General features: G+C 44.9%; 4 protein-coding genes, 28 tRNA genes and 6 rRNA genes. All 38 read right to left on the bottom strand.

The genetic code is table 11. The features are described from left to right. Nucleotides 1-95: 95 nt before the first annotated feature. Nucleotides 96-1,058 (bottom strand): ribose-phosphate diphosphokinase, encoded by a 963-nt coding sequence (locus MKY69_RS00270; RefSeq protein ID WP_003103806.1) that lies wholly within the window; start codon nt 1,056-1,058, stop codon nt 96-98. Between the two features lie 108 nt (nt 1,059-1,166). Next, nucleotides 1,167-2,510, bottom strand: a complete 1,344-nt coding sequence (locus tag MKY69_RS00265) for a CHAP domain-containing protein (protein ID WP_340790747.1) — start codon at nt 2,508-2,510, stop codon at nt 1,167-1,169. A gap of 95 nt (nt 2,511-2,605) precedes the next feature. Continuing rightward, complete coding sequence (gene mreD / locus MKY69_RS00260; protein ID WP_003105481.1) at nt 2,606-3,106, bottom strand: rod shape-determining protein MreD; 501 nt, start codon at nt 3,104-3,106, stop codon at nt 2,606-2,608. Nucleotides 3,107-3,108: 2 nt separating this feature from the next. Beyond that, entirely contained in the window at nt 3,109-3,930 is an 822-nt protein-coding gene (gene mreC / locus MKY69_RS00255) for a rod shape-determining protein MreC (RefSeq protein WP_003108985.1), read from the bottom strand. A 64-nt stretch (nt 3,931-3,994) separates the two neighbouring features. Continuing rightward, nucleotides 3,995-4,082 (bottom strand) — tRNA-Ser (locus MKY69_RS00250). 10 nt (nt 4,083-4,092) lie between these two features. Then, nucleotides 4,093-4,166 (bottom strand) — tRNA-Ile (locus MKY69_RS00245). Nucleotides 4,167-4,193: 27 nt separating this feature from the next. Further along, nucleotides 4,194-4,264, bottom strand: a tRNA-Gly gene (locus MKY69_RS00240). Nucleotides 4,265-4,270: 6 nt separating this feature from the next. Then, a tRNA-Phe gene (locus tag MKY69_RS00235) sits at nt 4,271-4,343 on the bottom strand. 19 nt (nt 4,344-4,362) lie between these two features. Then, nucleotides 4,363-4,436 (bottom strand) — tRNA-Met (locus MKY69_RS00230). A gap of 9 nt (nt 4,437-4,445) precedes the next feature. Next, a tRNA-Ser gene (locus tag MKY69_RS00225) sits at nt 4,446-4,535 on the bottom strand. Nucleotides 4,536-4,542: 7 nt separating this feature from the next. Beyond that, nucleotides 4,543-4,616: transfer RNA gene (locus MKY69_RS00220), tRNA-Ile, on the bottom strand. A 19-nt stretch (nt 4,617-4,635) separates the two neighbouring features. Continuing rightward, a tRNA-Met gene (locus MKY69_RS00215) sits at nt 4,636-4,709 on the bottom strand. Nucleotides 4,710-4,714: 5 nt separating this feature from the next. Continuing rightward, nucleotides 4,715-4,788 (bottom strand) — tRNA-Pro (locus MKY69_RS00210). A 6-nt stretch (nt 4,789-4,794) separates the two neighbouring features. Further along, nucleotides 4,795-4,868 (bottom strand) — tRNA-Arg (locus MKY69_RS00205). A 15-nt stretch (nt 4,869-4,883) separates the two neighbouring features. Beyond that, nucleotides 4,884-4,968, bottom strand: a tRNA-Leu gene (locus MKY69_RS00200). Nucleotides 4,969-4,979: 11 nt separating this feature from the next. Beyond that, a tRNA-Gly gene (locus tag MKY69_RS00195) sits at nt 4,980-5,051 on the bottom strand. Nucleotides 5,052-5,066: 15 nt separating this feature from the next. Then, nucleotides 5,067-5,139 (bottom strand) — tRNA-Thr (locus MKY69_RS00190). A gap of 12 nt (nt 5,140-5,151) precedes the next feature. Further along, nucleotides 5,152-5,233: transfer RNA gene (locus MKY69_RS00185), tRNA-Leu, on the bottom strand. Nucleotides 5,234-5,239: 6 nt separating this feature from the next. Further along, nucleotides 5,240-5,312 (bottom strand) — tRNA-Lys (locus tag MKY69_RS00180). A 53-nt stretch (nt 5,313-5,365) separates the two neighbouring features. Beyond that, nucleotides 5,366-5,438 (bottom strand) — tRNA-Asp (locus MKY69_RS00175). Between the two features lie 4 nt (nt 5,439-5,442). Further along, nucleotides 5,443-5,515: transfer RNA gene (locus MKY69_RS00170), tRNA-Val, on the bottom strand. Nucleotides 5,516-5,531: 16 nt separating this feature from the next. Next, nucleotides 5,532-5,647 (bottom strand): 5S ribosomal RNA (gene rrf, locus MKY69_RS00165). An 83-nt stretch (nt 5,648-5,730) separates the two neighbouring features. Further along, a 23S ribosomal RNA gene (locus MKY69_RS00160) occupies nt 5,731-8,634 on the bottom strand. A gap of 237 nt (nt 8,635-8,871) precedes the next feature. Further along, nucleotides 8,872-8,944, bottom strand: a tRNA-Ala gene (locus MKY69_RS00155). Nucleotides 8,945-9,052: 108 nt separating this feature from the next. Continuing rightward, nucleotides 9,053-10,601, bottom strand: a 16S ribosomal RNA gene (locus MKY69_RS00150). Between the two features lie 168 nt (nt 10,602-10,769). Further along, nucleotides 10,770-10,843 (bottom strand) — tRNA-Pro (locus MKY69_RS00145). 6 nt (nt 10,844-10,849) lie between these two features. Beyond that, nucleotides 10,850-10,923 (bottom strand) — tRNA-Arg (locus tag MKY69_RS00140). Between the two features lie 15 nt (nt 10,924-10,938). Further along, nucleotides 10,939-11,023 (bottom strand) — tRNA-Leu (locus MKY69_RS00135). Nucleotides 11,024-11,034: 11 nt separating this feature from the next. Further along, nucleotides 11,035-11,106: transfer RNA gene (locus MKY69_RS00130), tRNA-Gly, on the bottom strand. Between the two features lie 15 nt (nt 11,107-11,121). Further along, nucleotides 11,122-11,194, bottom strand: a tRNA-Thr gene (locus MKY69_RS00125). Between the two features lie 12 nt (nt 11,195-11,206). After that, nucleotides 11,207-11,288 (bottom strand) — tRNA-Leu (locus MKY69_RS00120). Nucleotides 11,289-11,294: 6 nt separating this feature from the next. After that, a tRNA-Lys gene (locus MKY69_RS00115) sits at nt 11,295-11,367 on the bottom strand. Between the two features lie 53 nt (nt 11,368-11,420). Next, nucleotides 11,421-11,493, bottom strand: a tRNA-Asp gene (locus MKY69_RS00110). Nucleotides 11,494-11,497: 4 nt separating this feature from the next. Continuing rightward, nucleotides 11,498-11,570: transfer RNA gene (locus MKY69_RS00105), tRNA-Val, on the bottom strand. Between the two features lie 16 nt (nt 11,571-11,586). After that, nucleotides 11,587-11,702 (bottom strand): 5S ribosomal RNA (gene rrf / locus MKY69_RS00100). Between the two features lie 83 nt (nt 11,703-11,785). Next, nucleotides 11,786-14,689, bottom strand: a 23S ribosomal RNA gene (locus MKY69_RS00095). A gap of 237 nt (nt 14,690-14,926) precedes the next feature. Further along, a tRNA-Ala gene (locus MKY69_RS00090) sits at nt 14,927-14,999 on the bottom strand. Between the two features lie 108 nt (nt 15,000-15,107). Further along, nucleotides 15,108-16,656, bottom strand: a 16S ribosomal RNA gene (locus MKY69_RS00085). The 16S, 23S and 5S rRNA genes sit together here with 28 tRNA genes alongside, the layout of an rRNA operon. Nucleotides 16,657-16,810: the final 154 nt, after the last annotated feature.

Below are 16,810 nucleotides of genomic sequence, written 5' to 3'. Positions count from 1 at the left end.
AAAAATAATACTACCATTATACACAAAATTCTGATACTTTTATAGCACTTCTGAAAAGAAATCAAAAAAGAGTAGTCATATTGACTACCCCTTGCTTATTTTTCAATTTCAAAAAGAGGTGATAAAGGACGTTTTTCGTGGATTCTAATAATTGCATCGGCAATCAAATCAGCGATTGAAATCATTTCAATCTTATCAATTAAACGTTCTTCAGATATTGCAATCGTATCAAGAACAATTAATTTCTTAATCGCTGATTTTTCAATATTATCCATCGCAGGGCCTGATAAAACAGGGTGAGTACAAGAAGCATATACTTCAGTTGCACCAGCCTCAGCAAGTGCGTCAGCTGCATGACAAATCGTACCAGCCGTATCAATCATATCATCTATCAGAATACATTTTTTACCTGCAACATTCCCAATAATGTTCATAACTTCAGATGTATTCATTTTATCAACACTACGACGTTTATCAATAATTGCAATCGGTGTTTGAAGGAATTGTGCCAATTTACGTGCTCTTGTAACACCACCATGGTCCGGACTGACAACTACTACATCATCTCCAACTAAGTCATGACGATCAAAGTACTCGGCAATTAGAGGTGCACCCATTAAATGATCTACTGGGATATCAAAGAAGCCTTGAATTTGAGCAGCATGCAAATCTACTGTTAAAAGACGATCCACACCAGCAACTTCTAACATATTAGCGACTAATTTAGAAGTAATCGGTTCACGAGAGCGAGCTTTTCTATCTTGACGTGCATAACCATAGTAAGGCATAACTACACTTACTTTTTCAGCACTTGCCCGTTTAAGTGCATCAACCATAATTAATATTTCCATCAAGTTATCATTTACTGGTGAACTTGTTGATTGTAAAATAAAAACATGATGACCACGAATTGACTCTTCAATGTTTACTTGAATTTCCCCATCAGAAAACTGACGAACTGTAGATTTTCCCATTTGAATACCCATTGATGATGCTACACGTTCAGCTAGTTCTTTGTTAGAAGACAGCGCAAACAATTTTAAATCCGAATAAGACATTATTTCCTCCAAAGTTTTAATCCTATACCATTTTAACCCTTTTGCTTTAATATTTCAAATGATTTTAGGATTTCATAAAAAAAGACCAGCTGAAGCTGGTCGTTATTTTTAGTTTGGTAAGATGTATACAGCACCACTTGGATTAAACCATCCACGATAGTTGCCGATTGACATATTTCCATTATAATTTGATTCCATAACTTGGATGTTTGAAGAACTTTGAACAGATGTAACTAAAGCTACGTGTCCATATCCACCACCCCAAACTGCTACTGCGCCAGCTACTGGTGTTGAACTAATTCTGTATCCAGCTGCTGCTGCAGAGGATGCCCATTGTCCACCATTACCCCAATAGTCGCCAACCCAAGGTGCCATTGATTTAACGCCCCAAGTACATTGTCCAACTGGATATGTATTTGCTGTTCCATATGATACTTTTGGTGTTGACACAGTTGTTGTTTGTTGTGGTGTTGTTGATTGCACAGGTGCAGCTGATTGTGCAGCTGGTGCTGTTGATTGAGCAGGCGCAGCTGATTGTGCAGCTGGTGCTTGTGATTGAGCAGGCGCAGCTGATTGTGCAGCTGGTGCTTGTGCTTGTGCAGGTGCAGCTGGTGCTTGTGCAGGTGCAGCTGATGCTTGTGATTGAGCAGGTGCAGCAGATTCAGCAGCTTGTTGTGCTTCTACAGCAGCTTGTGCTTTAGCAACAGATTCTGCTTGTGCTTCAGCTTGTGCTTCAGCTTGTGCTTGTGCTTCAGCTTGTGCTTTAGCAGCTTCTGCAGCTTTAACTTCAGCTTCATGTTTTTGAGAAACCAATGTTGCTTTATCATTTTGAGCTGTTGCCATTTTAGCTGATAAATCTAATTTAGCGACTTCTAAATCTGCTTGTTGAGTTTCTAATGAAACTTTATTAGCAGAAATAGTTTCCATATTAGCAGCTACAGTATTAATTGCATTTTGATTTTCAGTTTGCTTTTTATTAAGAGCAACTTTATCTGCTTTTTGTTGATTTAACATTTTGGCATTCGCAGAAACAACTTCGCGAATAGCTACAACACGATTAATAGCATCAGATACAGTTTTAGAGTTTAAAAGTGTATTTAAATAGCTAGTTGTAGTATTTCCTTTTTGTGCACTACGTGCTTGTTTTTTCAAGGCTTCGTTACGTGCAACTATTTTACTAGATAGTGCTTGAATTTCTTCTGCTAATTTAGCTGATTTAGCTTGAAGTGCTTCATTTTCAAGTGCCAAACTATCTTGTTGAGTTTGCAAAGTACCAATTTGACCTTGAATTGCAGTTACTTGTTCTTGTGCAGCTGTTTGTTCTGCATTTAAGTTTGTGATAATCGTATCTTGCGCAGCAATTTTTGAATCAAAATCATCTGCTCCGACAGTTGTTGCTGCTCCAAGGGTAACACCACTTACAAGAACGGCTGATAAAATTCTCTTTTTCATTTAAAAAAACTACTCCTTTTTCGATAAGACATATTATATTGTATCAGAAAATACATGAAATAATATTACGCATGTGTTACAGTTCTGTGTAATAATTAATAAATAAATCGGTTCAAATATGTATTAATTGTTACAAAAAGGAAAATATTCACAATTAAACTTGGAAGTAATTCGTAAGTGATAAAAAATGTCCATGAAAGGCTTGTAAAATCTAGAGATCGAACTATTAAAAAACAAATAAAATTAACTAAAAATAAGTAAATCGAAAACAATAATGTGGATTGAATTTTTGAATTTTTTTCCAAATATTTTGTAAAAATATACAAAAATGATATTGAAACTGGAAAGGCAATAACCATGATTCCTAAATAATCAAAATAATAATAATCATAAATCATACCCAATATTAGAGATAAAGGAAATGCTATAAAATATCCAATTTGTTGAGACAAATAAAAGATAAAAATAAAAAATAGGAAGATAGATATGTGAGTCTCACTCGTAAAAAATGTATTAATTAATTCCGAAATGTGTGGATCAATAAGCATTATTGGAATCAGTAATAAAAAATATATAGTTAGTTTTAACTTATTCATGTTTAGTTATCTCTTCCTAATACATATAAATAATCAATTTGTTTAAAATTAGCACCTAAAGATATATAAATTCTTCGATCCAATTTATCATTAGCTTTCATCTCATTTTTCACTTTCCCGATTGAAATATCGGGAACTGTAACTCCATCTAAACCGCTTGTATAAACTTTATCACCTTTTGTTATAGTTACATTAGAATTGAATTCGCTTGCAACCATTAGCTTTGTCTCTTTATTATAAGTTTTTAAATTGCCGAAAATAGTTTCTTTTTTTCCAACAATTTTTATTGGTAAGTTGAAATTTTTTCCACTTGTTAATAAGTTAACATGTGAGCTATCGTCCGAAATATTACTAATACTACCTATTAAATACTTACCATTAACCACAGTCATGGAATTATTTATTCCATCTTGTTTGCCACCCTTAATAATAAGAGAGTCAGACCAACTATACGGATTTCTGACTAATATTTCACTTACTTTTTTAAAAGATGCATTCGTTTCTAGATTTAATATTGCCCTCAAAGAAGCATTTTTTCTTTTCAAGCTTTTTAGTTGTTCTACATTTGTTGACTCATTTTCTAATTTCAACTTTAAGCTTCTATTGTCCTTATAGGTACTAAATAAATGTTGAACTTTTCCTATAGATGATTTTGTTTTGTTAAATGGAATTGAAATAATGTTATCTACTTTTGATAACCCACTACTAGTATATGATGAGACATAAGGCGAGACTTTAGATGAAAATACAAGAAACAGAATAGCTAATAATATACTAACTGTTGTCATCCAAAAGAAAAATTTTGATAGTTTATGCTTATTCACTGATGCCTCCTAAAAATGATAAAAAAAAAACGATATATCTATAAGATATTCTCGTTTATTAATACGGAGAATAAGGGATTCGAACCCTTGCGCCAGTTACCCGACCTAACGATTTAGCAAACCGTCCTCTTCAGCCTCTTGAGTAATTCTCCAAAATAATAATGGGCACGAGTGGACTCGAACCACCGACCTCACGCTTATCAGGCGTGCGCTCTAACCACCTGAGCTACGCGCCCAAGCCTATAGCTTGGGTAAAACTATAAAGCGGGTGACGAGAATCGAACTCGCGACAACAGCTTGGAAGGCTGTAGTTTTACCACTAAACTACACCCGCTAATAATGGCGCGAGACGGAATCGAACCGCCGACACATGGAGCTTCAATCCATTGCTCTACCAACTGAGCTACCGAGCCATCAACAAATCTATGTTTATTGCGGGAGCAGGATTTGAACCTACGACCTTCGGGTTATGAGCCCGACGAGCTACCTAACTGCTCCATCCCGCGATATTAAAAAGGAGGATGTGGGATTCGAACCCACGCACGCTTTTACACGCCTGACGGTTTTCAAGACCGTTCCCTTCAGCCGGACTTGGGTAATCCTCCATGTTTATGGACCTTGTAGGACTCGAACCTACGACCGCTCGGTTATGAGCCGAGTGCTCTAACCAGTTGAGCTAAAGGTCCAAGTAATCCATAAAAATAATAGCGGCGAAGGGGATCGAACCCCCGACCTTCCGGGTATGAACCGGACGCTCTAGCCATCTGAGCTACACCGCCATCAATCGGGAAGACAGGATTCGAACCTGCGACACCTTGGTCCCAAACCAAGTACTCTACCAAGCTGAGCTACTTCCCGAATTGATGCACCCTAGAGGAGTCGAACCTCTAACCGCCTGATTCGTAGTCAGGTACTCTATCCAGTTGAGCTAAGGGTGCTACTTATTAAATTAATGCCGAGGACCGGAATCGAACCGGTACGATGATAACCATCGCAGGATTTTAAGTCCTGTGCGTCTGCCAGTTCCGCCACCCCGGCTATACCTCTAAAGCGAACGACGGGATTCGAACCCGCGACCCCCACCTTGGCAAGGTGATGTTCTACCACTGAACTACGTTCGCAACTATTTAAAAAAATGCCGGCTACATGATTTGAACACGCGACCCTCTGATTACAAATCAGATGCTCTACCAACTGAGCTAAGCCGGCTTATTATCTTTATGCGGGTTAAGGGACTTGAACCCCCACGCCGTTAAGCGCCAGATCCTAAATCTGGTGCGTCTGCCAATTCCGCCAAACCCGCTTAAGATGACCCGTACTGGGCTCGAACCAGTGACCCATTGATTAAAAGTCAATTGCTCTACCAACTGAGCTAACGAGTCTTCATTGAATCTAAATCCAATTAAAAATGAAACCAGATTAATATCGATTTCAACGGTCCCGACGGGAATCGAACCCGCGATCTTCGCCGTGACAGGGCGACGTGATAACCGCTACACTACGGGACCTTTATGGGAGTTAACGGGTTCGAACCGCTGACCCTCTGCTTGTAAGGCAGATGCTCTCCCAGCTGAGCTAAACTCCCAATGAGTATTCTTTAAGCTAAGCGACTTCCGTATCTAACAGGGGGCAACCCCCAACTACTTCAGGCGTTCTAGGGCTTAACTACTGTGTTCGGCATGGGTACAGGTGTATCTCCTAGGCTATCGTCACTTAACTTTGAGTCCACTCAAAATTGAATATCTATATTCTAACAAGTTTGACCAAAACTGTCAATAAACTATTTGTTCATACTTATCTTAGGATAAGTCCTCGAGCTATTAGTATTAGTCCGCTTCATATATCGCTATACTTCCACTTCTAACCTATCTACCTGATCATCTCTCAGGGCTCTTACTGATATAAAATCATGGGAAATCTCATCTTGAGGGGGGCTTCGCACTTAGATGCTTTCAGCGCTTATCCCTTCCCTACATAGCTACCCAGCGATGCCTTTGGCAAGACAACTGGTACACCAGCGGTAAGTCCACTCTGGTCCTCTCGTACTAGGAGCAGATCCTCTCAAATTTCCTACGCCCGCGACGGATAGGGACCGAACTGTCTCACGACGTTCTGAACCCAGCTCGCGTGCCGCTTTAATGGGCGAACAGCCCAACCCTTGGGACCGACTACAGCCCCAGGATGCGACGAGCCGACATCGAGGTGCCAAACCTCCCCGTCGATGTGAACTCTTGGGGGAGATAAGCCTGTTATCCCCAGGGTAGCTTTTATCCGTTGAGCGATGGCCCTTCCATGCGGAACCACCGGATCACTAAGCCCGACTTTCGTCCCTGCTCGAGTTGTAACTCTCGCAGTCAAGCTCCCTTATACCTTTACACTCTACGATTGATTTCCAACCAATCTGAGGGAACCTTTGGGCGCCTCCGTTACCTTTTAGGAGGCGACCGCCCCAGTCAAACTGCCCGTCAGACACTGTCTCCGATAGGGTTAACCTATCTGGGTTAGAGTAGCCATAACACAAGGGTAGTATCCCAACATTGCCTCAGACGAAACTGGCGTCCCGTCTTCAATGGCTCCTACCTATCCTGTACATGTGGTACAGATACTCAATATCAAACTGCAGTAAAGCTCCATGGGGTCTTTCCGTCCTGTCGCGGGTAACCTGCATCTTCACAGGTACTAAAATTTCACCGAGTCTCTCGTTGAGACAGTGCCCAAATCATTACGCCTTTCGTGCGGGTCGGAACTTACCCGACAAGGAATTTCGCTACCTTAGGACCGTTATAGTTACGGCCGCCGTTTACTGGGGCTTCAATTCATACCTTCGCTTACGCTAAGCACTCCTCTTAACCTTCCAGCACCGGGCAGGCGTCACCCCCTATACATCATCTTACGATTTAGCAGAGAGCTGTGTTTTTGATAAACAGTTGCTTGGGCCTATTCACTGCGGCTGACGCTAACGCCAGCACCCCTTCTCCCGAAGTTACGGGGTCATTTTGCCGAGTTCCTTAACGAGAGTTCTCTCGATCACCTGAGGCTACTCGCCTCGACTACCTGTGTCGGTTTGCGGTACGGGTAGTATGTAATTAAACGCTAGAAGCTTTTCTTGGCAGTGTGACATCACTAACTTCGCTACTTAATTTCGCTCCTCATCACAGCTCAATGTATTAGGTATAAGCATTTGACTCATACCACACCTCACTGCTTGAACGTGCTCTTCCATTCGCACGCTTTAGTTAGCCTACTGCGTCCCTCCATCACTTTACATACTAGTACAGGAATATCAACCTGTTGGCCATCGAATACACCTTTCGGTCTCTCCTTAGGTCCCGACTAACCCAGGGCGGACGAGCCTTCCCCTGGAAACCTTAGTCTTACGGTGGACAGGATTCTCACCTGTCTTTCGCTACTCATACCGGCATTCTCACTTCTATGCGTTCCAGCACTCCTCACGGTATACCTTCTTCACACATAGAACGCTCTCCTACCATTACCTCTAAAGGTAATCCACAGCTTCGGTAAATTGTTTTAGCCCCGGTACATTTTCGGCGCAGGGTCACTCGACTAGTGAGCTATTACGCACTCTTTGAATGAATAGCTGCTTCTAAGCTAACATCCTAGTTGTCTGTGCAACCCCACATCCTTTTCCACTTAACAATTATTTTGGGACCTTAGCTGGTGGTCTGGGCTGTTTCCCTTTCGACTACGGATCTTAGCACTCGCAGTCTGACTGCCGATTATATCTCGTTGGCATTCGGAGTTTATCTGAGATTGGTAATCCGGGATGGACCCCTCACCCAAACAGTGCTCTACCTCCAAGAGACTTAACATCGACGCTAGCCCTAAAGCTATTTCGGAGAGAACCAGCTATCTCCAAGTTCGTTTGGAATTTCTCCGCTACCCACAAGTCATCCAAGCACTTTTCAACGTGCCCTGGTTCGGTCCTCCAGTGAGTTTTACCTCACCTTCAACCTGCTCATGGGTAGGTCACATGGTTTCGGGTCTACAACATGATACTAAGTCGCCCTATTAAGACTCGGTTTCCCTACGGCTCCGTCTCTTCAACTTAACCTCGCATCATATCGTAACTCGCCGGTTCATTCTACAAAAGGCACGCTCTCACCCATTAACGGGCTCGAACTTGTTGTAGGCACACGGTTTCAGGTTCTATTTCACTCCCCTTCCGGGGTGCTTTTCACCTTTCCCTCACGGTACTGGTTCACTATCGGTCACTAGAGAGTATTTAGGGTTGGGAGATGGTCCTCCCAGATTCCGACGAGATTTCGCGTGTCTCGCCGTACTCAGGATACTGCTAGAGTCATTTACTATTTTAAATACGAGGCTATTACTCTCTTTGGCTTACCTTCCCAGGTAATTCTTCTATAGTATTTGATCCCACGTCGCAGTCCTACAACCCCGAGGAGTAAACTCCTCGGTTTGCCCTTCTGCCGTTTCGCTCGCCGCTACTAAGGCAATCGCGTTTGCTTTCTCTTCCTGCAGCTACTTAGATGTTTCAGTTCACTGCGTCTTCCTTCTCATGACCTTAACAGTCATGGATGACATGCATTACATGCCGGGTTCCCCCATTCGGACATCTCTGGATCAAAGCTTACTTACAGCTCCCCAAAGCATTTCGTCGTTAGTCACGTCCTTCATCGGCTTCTAGTGCCAAGGCATCCACCGTGCGCCCTTATTAACTTAACCTTATTTCCAGTCTTTCGACCTTCTTTTAATTTTTTTTAATATGTTCGCGTTTATCTTTTTTTCGGTTTATTTCTTGTTACTTTTTTCTACAATTAATTTCTTAATTGTGGAATTTGATATAGATATTCAATTTTCAATGGACTATGTTAGGATTTTTATCCTACTTATCTAGTTGAACACGAGATTAATTTCTTAAGAAATTTCGGCAAGCCGAACATCTCTTTGTATCCTAGATAATGGAGCCTAGCGGGATCGAACCGCTGACCTCCTGCGTGCAAAGCAGGCGCTCTCCCAGCTGAGCTAAGGCCCCGACTAATAAACTGGTTGTTACATTATTAGTGGTGTTTCTATCTCATTACTTTAATAAGACCTCTCAAAACTAAATAAGACTTTTCCTAACGTGCTTCCATTTCCTTAGAAAGGAGGTGATCCAGCCGCACCTTCCGATACGGCTACCTTGTTACGACTTCACCCCAATCATCTATCCCACCTTAGGCGGCTGGCTCCTATTAGGTTACCTCACCGACTTCGGGTGTTACAAACTCTCGTGGTGTGACGGGCGGTGTGTACAAGGCCCGGGAACGTATTCACCGCGGCGTGCTGATCCGCGATTACTAGCGATTCCGACTTCATGTAGGCGAGTTGCAGCCTACAATCCGAACTGAGATTGGCTTTAAGAGATTAGCTTGCCGTCACCGGCTTGCGACTCGTTGTACCAACCATTGTAGCACGTGTGTAGCCCAGGTCATAAGGGGCATGATGATTTGACGTCATCCCCACCTTCCTCCGGTTTATTACCGGCAGTCTCGCTAGAGTGCCCAACTTAATGATGGCAACTAACAATAGGGGTTGCGCTCGTTGCGGGACTTAACCCAACATCTCACGACACGAGCTGACGACAACCATGCACCACCTGTCACCTCTGTCCCGAAGGAAAGTCCTATCTCTAGGACGGTCAGAGGGATGTCAAGACCTGGTAAGGTTCTTCGCGTTGCTTCGAATTAAACCACATGCTCCACCGCTTGTGCGGGCCCCCGTCAATTCCTTTGAGTTTCAACCTTGCGGTCGTACTCCCCAGGCGGAGTGCTTAATGCGTTAGCTGCGGCACTAAGCCCCGGAAAGGGCCTAACACCTAGCACTCATCGTTTACGGCGTGGACTACCAGGGTATCTAATCCTGTTTGCTCCCCACGCTTTCGAGCCTCAGCGTCAGTTACAGACCAGAGAGCCGCTTTCGCCACCGGTGTTCCTCCATATATCTACGCATTTCACCGCTACACATGGAATTCCACTCTCCCCTTCTGCACTCAAGTTATCCAGTTTCCAAAGCGAACCATGGTTGAGCCACGGCCTTTAACTTCAGACTTAAATAACCGCCTGCGCTCGCTTTACGCCCAATAAATCCGGACAACGCTCGAGACCTACGTATTACCGCGGCTGCTGGCACGTAGTTAGCCGTCCCTTTCTGGTTAGTTACCGTCACGTAATGGATTTTCCACTCCCATTACCGTTCTTCTCTAACAACAGAGCTTTACGATCCGAAAACCTTCTTCACTCACGCGGCGTTGCTCGGTCAGGGTTGCCCCCATTGCCGAAGATTCCCTACTGCTGCCTCCCGTAGGAGTCTGGGCCGTGTCTCAGTCCCAGTGTGGCCGATCACCCTCTCAGGTCGGCTATGTATCGTGGCCTTGGTGAGCCGTTACCTCACCAACTAGCTAATACAACGCAGGTCCATCTCATAGTGAAGCAATTGCTCCTTTTAAATTTAGTACATGAGTACTTAATTGTCATGCGGTATTAGCTATCGTTTCCAATAGTTATCCCCCGCTATGAGGTAGGTTACCTACGCGTTACTCACCCGTTCGCAACTCATCTGACTAGTGCAAGCACCAGTCTTCAGCGTTCTACTTGCATGTATTAGGCACGCCGCCAGCGTTCGTCCTGAGCCAGGATCAAACTCTCATTTATATGTTAATTTGATGTTTAACTCATTCTTATCTGTCGCTGACAGATTTATTGTTTTTTTTGTTACTTAATTGACAGGTAATATGCATAAACATATCACCCTGCACGTTTGGTTTTTGTCTTATTCAGTTCTCAAAGGTCTTCTTATTTATTCTTTTTAAATAAATAACATCGGGAAGACAGGATTCGAACCTGCGACACCTTGGTCCCAAACCAAGTACTCTACCAAGCTGAGCTACTTCCCGAATTGATGCACCCTAGAGGAGTCGAACCTCTAACCGCCTGATTCGTAGTCAGGTACTCTATCCAGTTGAGCTAAGGGTGCTACTTATTAAATTAATGCCGAGGACCGGAATCGAACCGGTACGATGATAACCATCGCAGGATTTTAAGTCCTGTGCGTCTGCCAGTTCCGCCACCCCGGCTATACCTCTAAAGCGAACGACGGGATTCGAACCCGCGACCCCCACCTTGGCAAGGTGATGTTCTACCACTGAACTACGTTCGCAACTATTTAAAAAAATGCCGGCTACATGATTTGAACACGCGACCCTCTGATTACAAATCAGATGCTCTACCAACTGAGCTAAGCCGGCTTATTATCTTTATGCGGGTTAAGGGACTTGAACCCCCACGCCGTTAAGCGCCAGATCCTAAATCTGGTGCGTCTGCCAATTCCGCCAAACCCGCTTAAGATGACCCGTACTGGGCTCGAACCAGTGACCCATTGATTAAAAGTCAATTGCTCTACCAACTGAGCTAACGAGTCTTCATTGAATCTAAATCCAATTAAAAATGAAACCAGATTAATATCGATTTCAACGGTCCCGACGGGAATCGAACCCGCGATCTTCGCCGTGACAGGGCGACGTGATAACCGCTACACTACGGGACCTTTATGGGAGTTAACGGGTTCGAACCGCTGACCCTCTGCTTGTAAGGCAGATGCTCTCCCAGCTGAGCTAAACTCCCAATGAGTATTCTTTAAGCTAAGCGACTTCCGTATCTAACAGGGGGCAACCCCCAACTACTTCAGGCGTTCTAGGGCTTAACTACTGTGTTCGGCATGGGTACAGGTGTATCTCCTAGGCTATCGTCACTTAACTTTGAGTCCACTCAAAATTGAATATCTATATTCTAACAAGTTTGACCAAAACTGTCAATAAACTATTTGTTCATACTTATCTTAGGATAAGTCCTCGAGCTATTAGTATTAGTCCGCTTCATATATCGCTATACTTCCACTTCTAACCTATCTACCTGATCATCTCTCAGGGCTCTTACTGATATAAAATCATGGGAAATCTCATCTTGAGGGGGGCTTCGCACTTAGATGCTTTCAGCGCTTATCCCTTCCCTACATAGCTACCCAGCGATGCCTTTGGCAAGACAACTGGTACACCAGCGGTAAGTCCACTCTGGTCCTCTCGTACTAGGAGCAGATCCTCTCAAATTTCCTACGCCCGCGACGGATAGGGACCGAACTGTCTCACGACGTTCTGAACCCAGCTCGCGTGCCGCTTTAATGGGCGAACAGCCCAACCCTTGGGACCGACTACAGCCCCAGGATGCGACGAGCCGACATCGAGGTGCCAAACCTCCCCGTCGATGTGAACTCTTGGGGGAGATAAGCCTGTTATCCCCAGGGTAGCTTTTATCCGTTGAGCGATGGCCCTTCCATGCGGAACCACCGGATCACTAAGCCCGACTTTCGTCCCTGCTCGAGTTGTAACTCTCGCAGTCAAGCTCCCTTATACCTTTACACTCTACGATTGATTTCCAACCAATCTGAGGGAACCTTTGGGCGCCTCCGTTACCTTTTAGGAGGCGACCGCCCCAGTCAAACTGCCCGTCAGACACTGTCTCCGATAGGGTTAACCTATCTGGGTTAGAGTAGCCATAACACAAGGGTAGTATCCCAACATTGCCTCAGACGAAACTGGCGTCCCGTCTTCAATGGCTCCTACCTATCCTGTACATGTGGTACAGATACTCAATATCAAACTGCAGTAAAGCTCCATGGGGTCTTTCCGTCCTGTCGCGGGTAACCTGCATCTTCACAGGTACTAAAATTTCACCGAGTCTCTCGTTGAGACAGTGCCCAAATCATTACGCCTTTCGTGCGGGTCGGAACTTACCCGACAAGGAATTTCGCTACCTTAGGACCGTTATAGTTACGGCCGCCGTTTACTGGGGCTTCAATTCATACCTTCGCTTACGCTAAGCACTCCTCTTAACCTTCCAGCACCGGGCAGGCGTCACCCCCTATACATCATCTTACGATTTAGCAGAGAGCTGTGTTTTTGATAAACAGTTGCTTGGGCCTATTCACTGCGGCTGACGCTAACGCCAGCACCCCTTCTCCCGAAGTTACGGGGTCATTTTGCCGAGTTCCTTAACGAGAGTTCTCTCGATCACCTGAGGCTACTCGCCTCGACTACCTGTGTCGGTTTGCGGTACGGGTAGTATGTAATTAAACGCTAGAAGCTTTTCTTGGCAGTGTGACATCACTAACTTCGCTACTTAATTTCGCTCCTCATCACAGCTCAATGTATTAGGTATAAGCATTTGACTCATACCACACCTCACTGCTTGAACGTGCTCTTCCATTCGCACGCTTTAGTTAGCCTACTGCGTCCCTCCATCACTTTACATACTAGTACAGGAATATCAACCTGTTGGCCATCGAATACACCTTTCGGTCTCTCCTTAGGTCCCGACTAACCCAGGGCGGACGAGCCTTCCCCTGGAAACCTTAGTCTTACGGTGGACAGGATTCTCACCTGTCTTTCGCTACTCATACCGGCATTCTCACTTCTATGCGTTCCAGCACTCCTCACGGTATACCTTCTTCACACATAGAACGCTCTCCTACCATTACCTCTAAAGGTAATCCACAGCTTCGGTAAATTGTTTTAGCCCCGGTACATTTTCGGCGCAGGGTCACTCGACTAGTGAGCTATTACGCACTCTTTGAATGAATAGCTGCTTCTAAGCTAACATCCTAGTTGTCTGTGCAACCCCACATCCTTTTCCACTTAACAATTATTTTGGGACCTTAGCTGGTGGTCTGGGCTGTTTCCCTTTCGACTACGGATCTTAGCACTCGCAGTCTGACTGCCGATTATATCTCGTTGGCATTCGGAGTTTATCTGAGATTGGTAATCCGGGATGGACCCCTCACCCAAACAGTGCTCTACCTCCAAGAGACTTAACATCGACGCTAGCCCTAAAGCTATTTCGGAGAGAACCAGCTATCTCCAAGTTCGTTTGGAATTTCTCCGCTACCCACAAGTCATCCAAGCACTTTTCAACGTGCCCTGGTTCGGTCCTCCAGTGAGTTTTACCTCACCTTCAACCTGCTCATGGGTAGGTCACATGGTTTCGGGTCTACAACATGATACTAAGTCGCCCTATTAAGACTCGGTTTCCCTACGGCTCCGTCTCTTCAACTTAACCTCGCATCATATCGTAACTCGCCGGTTCATTCTACAAAAGGCACGCTCTCACCCATTAACGGGCTCGAACTTGTTGTAGGCACACGGTTTCAGGTTCTATTTCACTCCCCTTCCGGGGTGCTTTTCACCTTTCCCTCACGGTACTGGTTCACTATCGGTCACTAGAGAGTATTTAGGGTTGGGAGATGGTCCTCCCAGATTCCGACGAGATTTCGCGTGTCTCGCCGTACTCAGGATACTGCTAGAGTCATTTACTATTTTAAATACGAGGCTATTACTCTCTTTGGCTTACCTTCCCAGGTAATTCTTCTATAGTATTTGATCCCACGTCGCAGTCCTACAACCCCGAGGAGTAAACTCCTCGGTTTGCCCTTCTGCCGTTTCGCTCGCCGCTACTAAGGCAATCGCGTTTGCTTTCTCTTCCTGCAGCTACTTAGATGTTTCAGTTCACTGCGTCTTCCTTCTCATGACCTTAACAGTCATGGATGACATGCATTACATGCCGGGTTCCCCCATTCGGACATCTCTGGATCAAAGCTTACTTACAGCTCCCCAAAGCATTTCGTCGTTAGTCACGTCCTTCATCGGCTTCTAGTGCCAAGGCATCCACCGTGCGCCCTTATTAACTTAACCTTATTTCCAGTCTTTCGACCTTCTTTTAATTTTTTTTAATATGTTCGCGTTTATCTTTTTTTCGGTTTATTTCTTGTTACTTTTTTCTACAATTAATTTCTTAATTGTGGAATTTGATATAGATATTCAATTTTCAATGGACTATGTTAGGATTTTTATCCTACTTATCTAGTTGAACACGAGATTAATTTCTTAAGAAATTTCGGCAAGCCGAACATCTCTTTGTATCCTAGATAATGGAGCCTAGCGGGATCGAACCGCTGACCTCCTGCGTGCAAAGCAGGCGCTCTCCCAGCTGAGCTAAGGCCCCGACTAATAAACTGGTTGTTACATTATTAGTGGTGTTTCTATCTCATTACTTTAATAAGACCTCTCAAAACTAAATAAGACTTTTCCTAACGTGCTTCCATTTCCTTAGAAAGGAGGTGATCCAGCCGCACCTTCCGATACGGCTACCTTGTTACGACTTCACCCCAATCATCTATCCCACCTTAGGCGGCTGGCTCCTATTAGGTTACCTCACCGACTTCGGGTGTTACAAACTCTCGTGGTGTGACGGGCGGTGTGTACAAGGCCCGGGAACGTATTCACCGCGGCGTGCTGATCCGCGATTACTAGCGATTCCGACTTCATGTAGGCGAGTTGCAGCCTACAATCCGAACTGAGATTGGCTTTAAGAGATTAGCTTGCCGTCACCGGCTTGCGACTCGTTGTACCAACCATTGTAGCACGTGTGTAGCCCAGGTCATAAGGGGCATGATGATTTGACGTCATCCCCACCTTCCTCCGGTTTATTACCGGCAGTCTCGCTAGAGTGCCCAACTTAATGATGGCAACTAACAATAGGGGTTGCGCTCGTTGCGGGACTTAACCCAACATCTCACGACACGAGCTGACGACAACCATGCACCACCTGTCACCTCTGTCCCGAAGGAAAGTCCTATCTCTAGGACGGTCAGAGGGATGTCAAGACCTGGTAAGGTTCTTCGCGTTGCTTCGAATTAAACCACATGCTCCACCGCTTGTGCGGGCCCCCGTCAATTCCTTTGAGTTTCAACCTTGCGGTCGTACTCCCCAGGCGGAGTGCTTAATGCGTTAGCTGCGGCACTAAGCCCCGGAAAGGGCCTAACACCTAGCACTCATCGTTTACGGCGTGGACTACCAGGGTATCTAATCCTGTTTGCTCCCCACGCTTTCGAGCCTCAGCGTCAGTTACAGACCAGAGAGCCGCTTTCGCCACCGGTGTTCCTCCATATATCTACGCATTTCACCGCTACACATGGAATTCCACTCTCCCCTTCTGCACTCAAGTTATCCAGTTTCCAAAGCGAACCATGGTTGAGCCACGGCCTTTAACTTCAGACTTAAATAACCGCCTGCGCTCGCTTTACGCCCAATAAATCCGGACAACGCTCGAGACCTACGTATTACCGCGGCTGCTGGCACGTAGTTAGCCGTCCCTTTCTGGTTAGTTACCGTCACGTAATGGATTTTCCACTCCCATTACCGTTCTTCTCTAACAACAGAGCTTTACGATCCGAAAACCTTCTTCACTCACGCGGCGTTGCTCGGTCAGGGTTGCCCCCATTGCCGAAGATTCCCTACTGCTGCCTCCCGTAGGAGTCTGGGCCGTGTCTCAGTCCCAGTGTGGCCGATCACCCTCTCAGGTCGGCTATGTATCGTGGCCTTGGTGAGCCGTTACCTCACCAACTAGCTAATACAACGCAGGTCCATCTCATAGTGAAGCAATTGCTCCTTTTAAATTTAGTACATGAGTACTTAATTGTCATGCGGTATTAGCTATCGTTTCCAATAGTTATCCCCCGCTATGAGGTAGGTTACCTACGCGTTACTCACCCGTTCGCAACTCATCTGACTAGTGCAAGCACCAGTCTTCAGCGTTCTACTTGCATGTATTAGGCACGCCGCCAGCGTTCGTCCTGAGCCAGGATCAAACTCTCATTTATATGTTAATTTGATGTTTAACTCATTCTTATCTGTCGCTGACAGATTTATTGTTTTTTTGTTACTTAATTGACAGGTAATATGCATAAACATATCACCCTGCACGTTTGGTTTTTGTCTTATTCAGTTCTCAAAGGTCTTCTTATCTCTTACGAG

Source organism: Streptococcus sp. FSL R7-0212 (assembly GCF_038007985.1).
Classification (GTDB): domain Bacteria; phylum Bacillota; class Bacilli; order Lactobacillales; family Streptococcaceae; genus Streptococcus; species Streptococcus parauberis.
Note: the sequence above shows the minus strand (reverse complement) of the source record. Positions and strands in the feature narration are given on the sequence as shown.

Excerpts from the sequence above, each read along its gene's own strand:
- MKY69_RS00270 (WP_003103806.1), bottom strand. The coding sequence starts at position 1,058 with ATGTCTTATTCGGATTTAAAATTGTTTGCGCTGTCTTCTAACAAAGAA.
- MKY69_RS00265 (WP_340790747.1), bottom strand. The coding sequence starts at position 2,510 with ATGAAAAAGAGAATTTTATCAGCCGTTCTTGTAAGTGGTGTTACCCTT.
- mreD (WP_003105481.1), bottom strand. The coding sequence starts at position 3,106 with ATGAATAAGTTAAAACTAACTATATATTTTTTATTACTGATTCCAATA.